This window comes from Allokutzneria albata (assembly GCF_900103775.1).
Classification (GTDB): Bacteria; Actinomycetota; Actinomycetes; order Mycobacteriales; family Pseudonocardiaceae; genus Allokutzneria; species Allokutzneria albata.
In genome coordinates this window covers 3,454,936-3,467,417 of record NZ_LT629701.1, presented here as the reverse complement: position 1 = coordinate 3,467,417, position 12,482 = coordinate 3,454,936, and the positions used below count along the sequence as shown (strand labels likewise).

General features: G+C 70.2%; 12 protein-coding genes. 5 read left to right on the top strand and 7 right to left on the bottom strand.

What is annotated here, in order from left to right:
- Positions 1 to 5 precede the first annotated feature (5 nt).
- Positions 6 to 2,246, top strand: a complete 2,241-nt coding sequence (locus tag BLT28_RS15745; RefSeq protein WP_030431373.1) for an ATP-binding cassette domain-containing protein — start codon at positions 6 to 8, stop codon at positions 2,244 to 2,246.
- Positions 2,247 to 2,254: 8 nt separating this feature from the next.
- Entirely contained in the window at positions 2,255 to 2,728 is a 474-nt protein-coding gene (locus tag BLT28_RS15740) for a hypothetical protein (protein WP_030431372.1), read from the top strand.
- A 43-nt stretch (positions 2,729 to 2,771) separates the two neighbouring features.
- Here the strand turns inward: BLT28_RS15740 and BLT28_RS15735 are convergent, their stop codons facing one another.
- Both BLT28_RS15735 and BLT28_RS15730 read right to left on the bottom strand, forming a co-directional pair.
- Complete coding sequence (locus BLT28_RS15735; RefSeq protein ID WP_156051254.1) at positions 2,772 to 3,359, bottom strand: hypothetical protein; 588 nt, start codon at positions 3,357 to 3,359, stop codon at positions 2,772 to 2,774.
- Positions 3,360 to 3,411: 52 nt separating this feature from the next.
- The gene (locus BLT28_RS15730; protein ID WP_030431370.1) at positions 3,412 to 4,245 is read right to left on the bottom strand and encodes a serine hydrolase; all 834 of its coding nucleotides are present in this window, start codon (positions 4,243 to 4,245) and stop codon (positions 3,412 to 3,414) included.
- A 187-nt stretch (positions 4,246 to 4,432) separates the two neighbouring features.
- On the opposite strand from BLT28_RS15730, the gene BLT28_RS15725 reads away from it, so the two are divergent.
- Entirely contained in the window at positions 4,433 to 5,893 is a 1,461-nt protein-coding gene (locus tag BLT28_RS15725; protein ID WP_162184884.1) for a carboxylesterase/lipase family protein, read from the top strand.
- Positions 5,894 to 5,896: 3 nt separating this feature from the next.
- Here the strand turns inward: BLT28_RS15725 and BLT28_RS15720 are convergent, their stop codons facing one another.
- Positions 5,897 to 6,403, bottom strand: a complete 507-nt coding sequence (locus BLT28_RS15720; RefSeq protein WP_030431368.1) for a MarR family winged helix-turn-helix transcriptional regulator — start codon at positions 6,401 to 6,403, stop codon at positions 5,897 to 5,899.
- Complete coding sequence (locus BLT28_RS15715) at positions 6,400 to 7,335, bottom strand: Gfo/Idh/MocA family protein (RefSeq protein WP_030431367.1); 936 nt, start codon at positions 7,333 to 7,335, stop codon at positions 6,400 to 6,402. The genes BLT28_RS15720 and BLT28_RS15715 overlap by 4 nt, the downstream gene beginning before the upstream one ends.
- A gap of 36 nt (positions 7,336 to 7,371) precedes the next feature.
- On the opposite strand from BLT28_RS15715, the gene BLT28_RS15710 reads away from it, so the two are divergent.
- Complete coding sequence (locus tag BLT28_RS15710) at positions 7,372 to 8,409, top strand: zinc-dependent alcohol dehydrogenase family protein (RefSeq protein ID WP_030431366.1); 1,038 nt, start codon at positions 7,372 to 7,374, stop codon at positions 8,407 to 8,409.
- On the opposite strand, the gene BLT28_RS15705 is transcribed toward BLT28_RS15710, so the two are convergent.
- A complete protein-coding gene (locus tag BLT28_RS15705) occupies positions 8,387 to 9,505 on the bottom strand; it encodes an amidohydrolase family protein (protein WP_030431365.1) in 1,119 nt (372 codons plus the stop codon). The genes BLT28_RS15710 and BLT28_RS15705 overlap by 23 nt on opposite strands.
- Positions 9,502 to 10,191, bottom strand: coding sequence for a MerR family transcriptional regulator (locus tag BLT28_RS15700; RefSeq protein ID WP_030431364.1), 690 nt, complete (start codon positions 10,189 to 10,191; stop codon positions 9,502 to 9,504). The genes BLT28_RS15705 and BLT28_RS15700 overlap by 4 nt, the downstream gene beginning before the upstream one ends.
- Positions 10,192 to 10,343: 152 nt before the next feature.
- Between BLT28_RS15700 and BLT28_RS15695 the strand changes: the two genes are divergently transcribed.
- Complete coding sequence (locus BLT28_RS15695) at positions 10,344 to 11,411, top strand: cytochrome P450 (protein WP_231950798.1); 1,068 nt, start codon at positions 10,344 to 10,346, stop codon at positions 11,409 to 11,411.
- A 46-nt stretch (positions 11,412 to 11,457) separates the two neighbouring features.
- On the opposite strand, the gene BLT28_RS15690 is transcribed toward BLT28_RS15695, so the two are convergent.
- Positions 11,458 to 12,393 (bottom strand): hypothetical protein, encoded by a 936-nt coding sequence (locus tag BLT28_RS15690; RefSeq protein ID WP_030431362.1) that lies wholly within the window; start codon positions 12,391 to 12,393, stop codon positions 11,458 to 11,460.
- Positions 12,394 to 12,482 lie beyond the last annotated feature (89 nt).

The following is a 12,482-nucleotide window of genomic DNA, read 5'->3' as shown; positions in this document are numbered from 1 at the left end:
GAGCCCTGGTGCACATCGAGATCACCGGCGCGCGGGAGAACAACCTCAAGGACGTGTCGCTGCGCATCCCCAAGCACGCGATCACCGTGTTCACCGGGGTTTCCGGCTCCGGGAAGTCCTCGCTGGTCTTCGACACGATCGCGGCGGAGGCGCAGCGCCAGCTGGGCGAGACGTTCTCGACCTTCATCCGCAACCTGCTGCCGGGATACGGCCAGCCGGACGTGGACGCGATCGAGAACATCTCGGCCGCGATCGTGATCGACCAGAAGCCGCTGCGGGGCAGCGCACGGTCCACCGTGGGCACCGCGACGGAGATCTACTCGTTGCTGCGCCTGCTGTTCTCCCGCGCGGGCAAGCCGTTCGTCGGCTACTCCAACGCGTTCTCCTTCAACGACCCGGCCGGGATGTGCCCGGAGTGCGACGGCCTCGGCGAGGCGGTGCGGCTGGACCTGGACAAGTTCCTGGACCGGTCGAAGTCGCTCAACGGCGGCGCACTGCTGCACCCGAACTTCGCGGTCGGCGGGTGGTACTGGAAAACCTACGCGGCGTCAGGGCTTTTCGATCTGGACAAGCCGCTCGCCGACTACAGCGAGCAGGAATGGCAGGTGCTGCTGCACGGAGCTGACGCGAAGGTCGCACTGGCCTGGCAAGGTGGTGAGATCAACTCCGCGTACGAGGGGCTGGTCGAGAAGTTCACCCGGCTGTACATCAAGAAGGACGCCGGGGAGATGTCGGAGCGCAACCGCGCCGTGTTCCACCGGTTCGTCACGACGGCGACCTGTCCGGAGTGCGAGGGCGGGCGGCTGGCCCGGGCCGCGCTGGAGTGCGAGTTCAACGGCTACACGATCGTTCAGCTCAGTGCGATGGAGGCGACCGAACTCGCGGCGGTCATCGAGGACTTCCACGAAGATTCCGTTGCACCCGTGTTGGACAGCCTGCGGGACCGCGTGCGCAGGCTGATCGGCATCGGGCTGGGCTACCTCAGCCTGGACCGGCCGACCGGCACGCTCTCGGGCGGTGAGGCGCAGCGGGTGAAGATGGTGCGGCACCTCAACAGCAGCCTGACGGACATGATCTACATCCTCGACGAGCCGAGCGTCGGACTGCACCCCCGAGACGTACGACAGCTCAACGACCTGCTGTTCCAGTTGCGCGACAAGGGAAACACGGTCCTCGTGGTCGAGCACGACCCGGACGTCATCGCGGTGGCCGATCACGTGGTGGACATGGGTCCGCATGCGGGGACGCGGGGCGGAACGGTGGTCTTCGAGGGCTCCGTCACGGGCCTGCGCGAGTCCGGCACGCTGACCGGAAACCACATGCGGCAACACCTTCCGCTCAAGGAGAACGTCCGGAAGCCGGCCGGGCGCATCGCGATCACCGACTTCAGCTCGCACAACGTCACCAACCTCTCCGTCGACGTGCCCACCGGGGTGCTGACCGTGGTCACGGGGGTGGCGGGCTCCGGCAAGAGCACACTGATCAACGAGGGTTTCCGCGCGGCCTGCCCGGACGCGGTCACGATCGACCAGACGGCGGTGGCCACGTCGATCCGCTCCACTCCGGCGACCTACACCGGCATGATGGACGAGATCCGCAAGTTGTTCGCACGCGCCAACAAGGTGAGCGCGTCGCTGTTCAGCTTCAACTCGGCGGGTGCCTGCGAGACCTGCCAAGGACTTGGCGTGGTCTACACCGACCTGGCCTTCCTCGAAGGGCTCAAGTCGGTGTGCGAGCAGTGCCAGGGAAGGAGGTTCACGCCCGAGGTGCTGGCGAAAACCCTTCGTGGCGCGTCGATCGCCGATGTGCTCGGGATGAGCGTCGCGAAGGCGTCGGAGTTCTTCACCGAGGACAAGCTCGTCCCGGTGCTGCGTGCGCTCGCCGACGTCGGGCTGGACTACCTGACTCTCGGGCAGCCGCTGAGCACGCTGTCCGGCGGTGAGTGCCAGCGCATCAAGCTGGCGACGCAGCTGCACCGCTCCGGGGCCACGTACGTGCTGGACGAGCCGACGACCGGCCTGCACATGTCGGACGTCGCGCACCTGCTGGGCGTGCTGGAGCGCTTGGTGGACAAGGGCGGGACGGTGGTGGTGATCGAGCACAACCTGGACGTGATCCGCAATGCCGACTGGGTGATCGACCTGGGGCCCGAGGCGGGTGCGCACGGCGGGAGGGTCGTGTTCGAAGGCACCCCGGCGGAGCTGCTTTCGGCCTCCACGCACACTGCGGAGGCGTTGCGCGGTTAGATGACGCGGTGGTCGAGATCGAGGTCCTGCGTCGCACCCGCCCGCTCTCGGTGGCGCTGACGGCGCTGCTGGCGATGTGGTTCTTCGGCAACCTGTACGAGCAGATCGTGTGGAACCCGCGGCTGCTGGCCGATCCCAGGCCGGGTTCCCTCGTGGGGGAGTTCGCGCCGGGCAGCCCGGTCTTCTACTACCTCCCCTGGGCGCCGATCATGTTCGTCGTCGCCGTGGTGCTGCGCGTGCGCTTCGGCGGGGCGGTTCCGCCGGGGGTGCGGCGGGCGTGGAACCTCGGGCTCGGCGCGCTCGCCGTCGGGCTGGCGATCAAGGTCGTGCTGGTGACCCGGGTGAACCCGGTTTTCCGGGACGTGGCGGCGACTCCGGTCCAGGTGCACGACAGCGCCGTGTTCTGGGCCTTCGCCAACGCGGTCGTCGTGCTCGCGGTCGCGGCCGCGCTGTACTGCTTCACGGCGTGGAGAAAGGTGTAGCCCCGCCCCTCCCCCCAGGGAAGGGCGGGGCCACGTGCCCCGGTCAGTCGCTGAACTTGGTGAACGCGTAGGGCTTGTAGCCGTTGTAGGACCTGGAGTGCGTCCGGTGCGCGGTCCCGCGCGAGCTGCTGGCCTGCTCGTAGACCCAGTAGGTGGTCTTCGCCGCGTCGGCCCACTTGTCGAAGATCATGACGTGGCCCGCGCTGCCGAGGCTGCCCGCCCCGAGCTTGCCGATGGCGTCGCCCTGGCGGATCTGGTCCCAGGAGATCGCCTTCACCACGGCACCGGGGGTGCCGTAGCCACCGCGCAGCATGCTGTCGGTGTTGTGGTTGACCGGGCTGCCGCTCGCGGTGCGCACGTTCCACACCATCGACGCGTAGCCGGAGCAGTCCGTACGCCAGCCCTGGAAGTACTTGGACATGCTGTACGGGATGGGCTTGCCGCCGTTGGCGGTGAGCCAGGTGCGCGCCCTGGCGATCGCCGCCGCCCTGGTGGTGGCCTGGATGCCGGCGTCGGTCTCGCTGACCTGGGCGGGAGACTCGGCAGGCGCGGGCTCGGCTGCGGCAGGCGCGACGGCACCCACCGAAAGGCCCATCGCCAGCGCGAGCATCACAACGCTCTTCCTTGGCATGACTGTCTCCTCTTCTCCTTGTGCAGGGTTGGATTCGCGGAGAGCACGAACATCATGAGTCGAGGTCCTTGTGGATCGCTTTGGCGACGCCCTCGATGGTGGTGTGGCCGTAGCCCTCGGAGGAGTTGCCCTCGGTCAGCACGACGATCTGGTAGTCCTTGCCCTTGCCGGAGAACACGCCGAGGCTGTTGATCCGCCAGCCGACGCCGTCGCCCCGGTCCACCCAGCCGTTCTTGACCCGCACCGTGGTGCCCGCGGGCGCCCCGGCCGGAGTTCCCCAGCGCTGCCCGGCCACGACCTTGCCCATCAGGTCGAGTACGTAGGCGCGCGATGCCGCGGTGAGCACGGAGTTGTTGGTGGTCAACAAGGTCAGCATCGCCATCTGGTCGGTCGCGGTGATGTGCGTCTTGCCCCACCAGCCGCTGGAGTCAATCGTGGTGCCGCGCATCCCGGCCATCGTCATGAACTTCTTCATCCCGGCCGCGGTCACCGAGTCCCACAGCGCGGTGGCGGAGTCGTTGTCCGACTTGGTGATCATCGCGGTGGCCCACTGCTTCTCCTGCGCCGTCAGCCCGCGGCCCGCGTCCTGGGCCTTGCGCAGCACGGCGGCCAGGATGGTCACCTTGATGACGCTGGCGGACTGGAACTGGCGGCCCGCGTTGAGCGTGCAGCTGAGGCCGGCGCCGGGGTGGCGCAGGCTGACCGCGGCCGTGCCCTGGCGCCCCTTGAGCGCCGTCGCGATGTCGGCGGCCAGTTTCTGCGCGAGTGCCGGGTTGGCGCTCGAGGAACACGCGGGCGCCGCGGCGGCGGGCCGGGCCTGGGCGGCGCCGGGGAGCGCGGTCACGGGCAGTGCGAGGACGGCGAGAGCTGCGGCGAGCTTGTACATGGAACGCCCCGGTTTCGGTCGGCAGGGTGTGTGGCGTACGCCTCACCCTGACGCCGCGCACGCCTTCTGTGCACTCCTTTTCGCGTCTGCGGAAACCATCGCGGGACCAGCGAAAAACCAGTGCGCTCGACCGAACGGGGGCAGCCCAGGTAGTTTGGTCCCAAACTACTTCGGTGGGAGGGCGGCGATGGCGCGGATCGATCGGCGACGGCTGCTGGTGCTGGGCGGTGGGGTCGCGTTGAGCGGGGGAATGCCTGCGGGGAAAGGGGATTCGGTGATCGCGAGCACGCCGTCGGGTGCGCTGCGCGGAGTGCGCACGGGCGAGGTGGTGGTGTGGCGCGGAATCCGCTACGCCGAACCGCCGCGGCGGTTCGCCGCACCCGTTCCCGCCCGGCCGTGGCGCGGAGTGCGCGACGCCGGCGCATTCGGGCCCGCGGCCGTCCAGGCGAACATGGGGCAGCCCGAACGGCCCAACCAGAGCGAGGACTGCCTGTTCCTCAACGTGTACTCCACTTCAACGACCGGCCGCCGCCCGGTGATCGTCTGGATCCACGGCGGCGCCTTCGTGATGGGCGCGGGCAGCGACTACGACGGGACCGCGTACGCGGCGCGCGGCGACGTGGTGCTGGTGACGATCAACTACCGGCTCGGCGCGTTCGGCTACCTGTACCAGCCGGAGCTGCCGGGATCGGGGAACCTGGCGTTGCTGGACCAGGTCGCGGCGCTGCGGTGGGTGCGCTCGCACATCTCCGCGTTCGGCGGCGACCCCGGCAACGTGACGGTGATGGGCGAGTCGGCGGGTGGCATGTCCATCGGCGCGCTGCTCGGCATGCCCGCCGCACGCGGGCTGTTCCGTCGCGCCGTCGTGCAGAGCGGTGGCGTGCGGCCGGTCTTCACCGCCCGTGACGCGGCGGCGACGACCAGCGCCATGCTGCGCGAGCTCGGGTTGCGGGAGGACCAGAGCGCGATGCTGGCGCGGGTGCCGGTGGCGGAGTTCGCCGCCGTGGCCTCGGCTGTGGCCGTCGACCCCGAGTTGGGCGGTGAGCGGTTCCACCCGGTGCTCGACGGCGAAGTGCTGCCGAGGCACCCGATCACGGCGCTCGCACGGGACGTTGACGTCATGGTCGGAACCTGCCGGGACGAGGCGAACGAGCTGGCGAAGGTGTTGCCCGCCTTCGGAACCGGCCTGCCGAAGGCGATGCGCGCGGTCCTCGGTGACGAGCGCTGGTCGCGGCTCCGGCAGGCGTACCGCCTCCACACACCGTCCACAAGGGACTGGGAGATGGACTTGCTCAGCGGGGCTTTCGTGGTGATGCCGTCGGTGTGGCTCGCGGAGACGACGCGGGCGTGGAACTACCGCTTCGACTACGCGGACGCGAGCAAGGCCGGGCCCGCGCACGCCGCGGACATCCCGTTCACCTTCGGCAGGGTGGACGAGCGTTCGCTCGCCCCGGGCGCCGACGTGGCCGCCGCGCGAGCGCTCGCGAACACGATGCTCGACGCGTTCTCCGCCTTCGCGCACGGCCGCGATCCCGGGTGGCCGCGGGAGCGCACGATGCTGTTCGACACGCCCTGCGGACTCGCGGAGAACCGCCTGGAGGCCGAGCTGCGCGCCGCGTGGAACGGCGTCGACCCCGCCCTGTTCTGAAGATCAGCCGCGCCGGGCCGGACCGGTCGCCTCAAGGTGGTTCATCACGTGCCTGAGGGTCCGGTTCAGCTCGGTGACGCGCCGCCGCGACAGGCCGCCCAGCGCGTAGACCTCCTCGGCGTTGAACTTCGGGAACAGCTCCTTCATCAGCCGGAGCCCCGCCTCGGTCAGCGACAGCACGCTGCGCCTGCGGTCGTCCTCGGGCGTGCTGCGTTCCAGCCAGCCGCGCGACTCCAGCGTGCGCACGACGCCGGTGAGCGTTCCCTTGGTGACGCCGCACTCCTTGGCGACCTGGCCGCTCTCCACGGACTCCCAGATCCACACCACCCAGAGCACGCCGAAGCCCGCCCAGGTCAACCCGGCCTCGCGGAGCACGGACTGCTCGAAGTGGTTGCGGACCATCGCCGCGGTCCGGTGCAGGTTGTGCAGCGCGGCCATCGCGTCGAAGTCGAGTTCGAGCCCGTCGAGGCGCTCGGTGAACGCCTGCTCGGTCTCGCGCAGCGTGTTCACCGCACCTCCGCGCCGTGGAACGCCTCGATCACTTCCTGAACGCGCAGGGCGGCGGCGAAGTCCGCGAGGCCCGGCCCGGCATCCGCACCCCGGACGGCCGCCGCGAACAACGACAGGCGCTCGGCCTGCGAGCCACCGGCCAGCTCCACCGGTTTCCAGTCGCCACCGTCGGAGACGAACAGCTCGCTCCAGTCACGCAGCAGGTAGGACCGCCGCGAGCCCCACAGGATCCACTCGTAGCGCTCGGCGCCCGCCATGCCCGCGCGCCCGGACACGTGCACCGGCACCTCGCCCGCGCGGAACAGGCCGTGCGCCGCGACCTCACTGGCTCCGGGCGCGTAGTCCACGCCGGCCACCTCCACCCGCAGCGGTCCCAGGATGCGGTCGGTCAGGTACACGAAGTGCGACAGCACCTCGCGCACGAAACCGCCCTGCTCGCGCTCGTCCAGCCAGCGCGCGTCCGCCTGGAAGGGCCGCGGCCACCGGGGGAAGTGCAGCCGGATGTCCACGCCGAGCACGTCACCGACGTCAGCGCGTTCGATCTCGGCCACGGAGGCCTGGTCGGACAGGGCGAAGTTCACCGCGGTCGCCACGCCCGCGCGCTTGGCGGCCTCAGCCATCCGCCGTCCCTCGGCGAGGTCGACCGCGAGCGGCTTCTCGCAGAACACGGCCTTGCCGGTGGCCAGTGCGGCGAGGGAGAAGCGCTCGTGCAGCCCGGGCGGGGTCGCGATGTACACGGCGTCCAGGTCGTCGGCCTGAACCAGGTCGGTGCTGTCGGCCGAGAAGGACAGCCCGGGGAAGTCCTCGGCGCTCCGGTTCGGGTCGCTCACGCGCCGGACGTCGAAGTCCGGGTGCTGTGAAGCCACGGCGAGCAGCCGCGTGCCCATCGCGCCCAAGCCGATGATGCCGAGCCGTACCGGTGCAGCCGTCATGCGCTCACCCTACGGATAGTGGCAGTGTGGGGCCTCATGCAGGCAACAGTCATTTACGGTGCCGGTGACGTGCGCGTCGAGCACGTGCCCGACCCGAAGATCATCGAATCCACGGACGCGGTCGTGCGCGTGGTCCGCTCGTGCATCTGCGGCAGCGACCTGTGGCCCTACTCCTCGATGGAGGCCACACCGGAGGGCAAGCGCATCGGGCACGAGTTCCTCGGAGTCGTCGAGGAGATCGGCTCCGACGTGAGCGGCCTCCAGCGCGGGGACTTCGTCGTGGCGCCGTTCGTGTACTCGGACAACACGTGCGAGTTCTGCGTCGAGGGCCTGCACACCTCGTGCCTGCACGGCGGCTTCTGGGGCGATGACAAGGTCGACGCGGGGCAGGGCGAGGCCGTGCGCGTGCCGCAGGCCGAAGGCACCCTGGTGAAGCTCCCCGCTTCGGCGAACGACCCGGCGCTGCTGCCCTCGCTGCTCACGCTCTCCGACGTCTTCTCGACCGGTCACCACGCGGCGCTGAAGGCGGGCGTCACCGAGCGCACCACCGTCACGGTGATCGGCGACGGCGCGGTGGGCCTGTGCGCGGTGCTCGCGGCCAAGCGGCTCGGCGCCCAGCAGATCATCCTGATGGGCAGGCACGAGGCGCGCACCGACCTCGGCCGCTCGTTCGGTGCCACCGACGTGGTCGCCGAGCGCGGCAAGGAGGGCACCGCGAAGATCCGCGAGCTGACCGGCGGCCGGGGCACGCACACGGTGCTGGAGTGCGTCGGCACGCTCCCTGCCTTCGAGACCGCCATGCGCGTGGTGCGCGCGGGCGGCACGGTCAGCCGGGTCGGCGTTCCGCAGTACCAGGACGGGCCCATCGGCGGCCTCCAGTTCGGCCGCAACGTGACGGTCACCGGCGGCGTCGCCCCGGCCCGCCACTACATCCCGCAGCTGCTGCCGGACGTCCTGGAAGGCAAGATCGAGCCCGGCCTGGTCTTCGACCGCACCATCGGCATTTCGGAGGTGCCGGACGGCTACCGGGCGATGGCCGCCCGCGAGGCGCTCAAGGTGCAGATCGCGTTCTGATCCCGTTGTGCCAGACGGAGTGGATGCGGTCCGGCATCGCGGCGACGTCCGGCGTGGCGTCGCGAAGGAGGACCAAATCCGCCCGCAGGCCCGGCTCGACGCGGCCACGGTCGTCGTCGAGCCGGAGCAGGCGGGCTGCTTCGGAGGTCGCTGCCTTCACCGCGCCCGCGTCGCCCAGCCCTGCTTCTTTCAGCAGGCGCAGTTCTTCCAGCAGATCCACGTGCGGCCGCACGGCCATGTCGGAGCCCGCCGCGATCGGCACTCCCCCGGCCATCGCCAGACGCACGGAGTTCCTGTGCTCGGTCCTCTCCTGCTGGATCGCCGCGAGGGTCGGCACGTACCAGCAGTCGCGCATCGCGTTCACCGCGTTCTCGTCCAGGAAGACGCCGTGCTCGATGCTTCGGACCCCGGCGCGCGCGGCGGCCGTTGCGGCTTCCGCGCTGTGCGCGTGGGCCATGACATCGCGGCCGCAGCGCCTGGCTTCGTCGACCACGGCACGCAGCTCCTCGTCGGTCGCCGTGACGTCGCGTCCTGTTCGGACGGACCGGATCGACCCGCTCGCGCCGAGCTTGATCCAGTCGGCTCCGGCCTGGACCATCCGCCGCACGGCGGCTCTCGCGGCGTCGGGGCCGTCGAACACCGGGTCCGGCAGCGATGGGTCCCCGAGCCGGTCGCGGCGCCCGAGATCCGGCTCCCACGCGTCACCGAGCCCGCCCGTCGGGGAGAGCTGACGCAGGCTGATGATCAGGTCAGGCCCGGTGACCCAGCCTTCACCGAGCGCGTGCTTGAATCCCGCGTCCGCGCCCCACGCATCGCGCACCGTGGTCACTCCGCGATCGAGCAGGCGACGCAGAACCGGGACCGCCTCAAGGATCCTGGCGCTGCGCGGCAACGGCTCGGCGCGCGGGAACGCGATGTGCGCATGGCAGTCGATCAAGCCCGGCAGCAGCAAGCCACCACCGCAGTCCACCCGCTCGTCCCCGTCCAGCCCGGTCCCGACCGCCTCGATCCGGTCGTTGTCGATCCGGACGTCATTCCGATGCGCGGTGCCGCTGTCCGGGTCGAAGACCAGCGCGTTGGTGAGGACCGCCTTCATGACACGTACCGGTGCAGATGCGCCGCCGCTTCCAGCATCGCCGTCGCGCGCCAGGTGAGCTGCGCCCGGCGCTGCGCGATGGCCTCCCGGAGCGCGTCGCTGCTGCCCGTCTCGCGCAGCCCTTCCAACACCGGGCGGATCTGGTCCAGCAGGTACCGCCCCTGCCGGAGCATGCGGATCATCCGCGCGTCCCGGATGTCGGCCGCGCTGTAACTGCGGTACTTCGTGGCGTGATCCCGTTGCGGCGCAAGCAATCCCGCCGCCTCCCAGACCCGCAGCGCCGACGTGCGCACACCCAGGTGCGCCGCCAGCTCCCCGATGCGGAGGCTGCTCGGCGCGTCCGCCGCGTCCAGGTCCTGGTCGGCGATCACTTCGAGCGCGTCGTTGATCTCCTGGAGGGACCGGCGCTGTTCGTGCAGCTCCGCGTGCCCCGCGTCGATCATCGCGAGGGCTCGCGGCACGTCGTCGTCGTGCACCGCGTGCATGACGCCCTGCGCCGCGTCCGCGCTGAATCCCCGCGCGAGCGCCCGGTAGGTGAGCAGCGCCTGGAGGTGCCGGTCCTCGAAGCGCCGGTAACCGGAGTCGGTGCGCGGAGTGGGCGGGAGGATGCCCGCGTCCGCGTAGTTGCGGACCTGCTGTGTGGAGATGCCCGCCGCTCTCGCCAGGTCGACCGGGCGGAGTGTCATGGGGGTGAGGGTAGAGGCTCGGCAGGCTTCCGTGTGGTCGACCTCCATTCTGATCAGAAATTGCGTTCGCGCTCATCGTCATTGCAATGAACAGGGGAAATCGCCTGCTATAACCGTTTACGTAGATGGAAACGCTACGTGGAGGGGTAACCGTGCTCAAGCCGATGATCTATCCCGACGGGCATTCGGGGTGGGAGACGCGGGACTACACGACGGTGCGGGCGGTGCTGGCGGACCCGCGGTTCAGCGCGCGGCCGGAACTCATGCACCTCTCGCCGGACGGCGCGGAGCTGCCACCCGCGGAGCCGGGGGCGTTCCTGGACATGGACGCGCCGGAGCACACGCGCTACCGGCGGTTGCTCACCGGGAAGTTCACGGTTCGGCGGATGCGGACGCTGACCGAGATGGTGGAACGCATCGCGGCGGAACACCTCGACGCGATGGCCGAACACGGGCCGCCCGTCGATCTGGTGGCGGCGTACGCGCAGCCGCTGCCCGCCCAGATGATCTGCGAGATGCTCGGCGTGTCGTACGAGGACCGCGACCACTTCCAGCAGCACGCGATGGTCGTGACCGGCTCGGACGACGGAGACGCGGTCGCGGTGTCCTTCGCAGCGCTCCAGGACTTCCTGCGCGGGCTGGTGAAAGCCAAGCGCGACAAGCCCGTCGACGACCTGCTGAGCGATCTTGCCACCACGGAGCTGACCGACGAGGAGCTGACGAACATCGGTGTCGTGCTGCTCGGCGCGGGCCTGGACACGACGGTCAACATGCTCGCGCTGGGGACGCTGACCCTGCTCGAACAACCAGGTGGCCTCGCGGCGGTGGTGGCGGATCCGGAGCCCGCGGTCGAGGAGTTGCTGCGGCACCACACGGTCATCCCGTTCCTGGTGCGGGCGGCGCTGGAGGACGTGGAGCTGGACGGACAGGTGGTCACAGCGGGGGACGCGGTCACGCTGCAGCTCGCGGCGGCGAACCGGGACCCGGCGCGGTTCGACGACCCCGACCGGGTCGACCTGGGCCGCGATGCCAAGGGGCACTTGGCTTTCGGGCACGGGGTGCACCAGTGCCTCGGACAGCAGCTGGCGCGGGTGCAGCTCCGCGTCGGGCTGCCCGCGCTGGCGAGCAGGTTCCCGGGGCTGCGGCTGGTGGAGGACGAGGTGGCGATGCGGGACGACGCGTTGGTGCGGGGAGTGCGCGAACTGCGGGTCGCCTGGTGACACGCGGAACGGCCCCGCCGGGGTGGCGGGGCCGTCTGCTCGCGGGTCAGCCGACCGGCGGGGCCATCACGAACCAGTTGAAGTTCTCGATCATCTGGCGGGTGGAGCCGATGTACTGCGGGCCGGTGAGCTCCCAGCGGGTCACGGTGCGGTAGGTGCCCGGCTGCAGGCTCTCGTCCTCGGCGGTCTCCTCGTTGTCGGTGACCGGGACGTACTCCTTGATCGACTTCTTGGTCAGGGTGACGTCGAGCAGCTGGTAGTCGGACTGGGTCTTGAGGTAGTCGCCCTCGCCGTGGTCACCGGCGCGGCCCGGGTCGGACAGCTTCAGCTGCACGGTGCTGCCGTTGAACGAGCCCTTCGCCGCGACCACGGTGACGATGTGCCCGCCGCTGCGCTGCAGGCTGCCGGCCTCCGGACCGGCCTTGTAGCGGCCGTAGGCGATCTGCAGCGGTCCCTGGTTCAGCCGCTTCGCCAGCTCCCCGGCGAAGTCCGGCGAGGTCGCGGTGCTGACGTTGCCGACAGCGGTCGACCAGCCGGCGTCGCGGGCGGGCTTGGTGGCGATGTTCCACGCCGTCTGCAGGTTGCCCAGGGTGGTCTTGCCGTCGTACTTCGCGTCGACGCCGATCCGCCAGATCGAGTTCGTGACCACGGCGTAGTCGGCGGGATCCTTGGGATCCAGGTTGCTGACCTTGGTGCTCAGCCAGCCGACCGGCGCCTTCTTCACGTGCCCCCAGTAGTGCAGCACGTTGTACAGCGAGCTGGGCCCGCAGTAGGCGTTGCCGTTGTTCTCCAGCCCGGCCCGGAACTGGTCGACGTCGCTGACCCCGCACTGCTTCACGTCGAAGTCGGGGCCGGTGACGTCACCGAGCTTCACACAGGGCTGCGGCGTCCCGATGGTGTCGTCGGCGAACGCGGTGCCGGGGGCCGAGACGGCGACGGTGGCGGCAGCGGCGATGATCAGGGTGCTGGCCTTGCGCAACATGGTTCCTACCTCCTGTGTGAGCCACCCTCCGTGGCGATGACACAAGAGTCGCGGCGGCGACCCCCCAAGGGCATGAGGGGCGATCCCTC

Excerpts from the sequence above, each read along its gene's own strand:
- BLT28_RS15725 (WP_162184884.1), top strand. The coding sequence starts at position 4,433 with ATGGCGCGGATCGATCGGCGACGGCTGCTGGTGCTGGGCGGTGGGGTC.
- BLT28_RS15710 (WP_030431366.1), top strand. The coding sequence starts at position 7,372 with ATGCAGGCAACAGTCATTTACGGTGCCGGTGACGTGCGCGTCGAGCAC.
- BLT28_RS15730 (WP_030431370.1), bottom strand. The coding sequence starts at position 4,245 with ATGTACAAGCTCGCCGCAGCTCTCGCCGTCCTCGCACTGCCCGTGACC.
- BLT28_RS15700 (WP_030431364.1), bottom strand. The coding sequence starts at position 10,191 with ATGACACTCCGCCCGGTCGACCTGGCGAGAGCGGCGGGCATCTCCACA.
- BLT28_RS15705 (WP_030431365.1), bottom strand. The coding sequence starts at position 9,505 with ATGAAGGCGGTCCTCACCAACGCGCTGGTCTTCGACCCGGACAGCGGC.
- BLT28_RS15690 (WP_030431362.1), bottom strand. The coding sequence starts at position 12,393 with ATGTTGCGCAAGGCCAGCACCCTGATCATCGCCGCTGCCGCCACCGTC.
- BLT28_RS15735 (WP_156051254.1), bottom strand. The coding sequence starts at position 3,359 with ATGCCAAGGAAGAGCGTTGTGATGCTCGCGCTGGCGATGGGCCTTTCG.
- BLT28_RS15715 (WP_030431367.1), bottom strand. The coding sequence starts at position 7,335 with ATGACGGCTGCACCGGTACGGCTCGGCATCATCGGCTTGGGCGCGATG.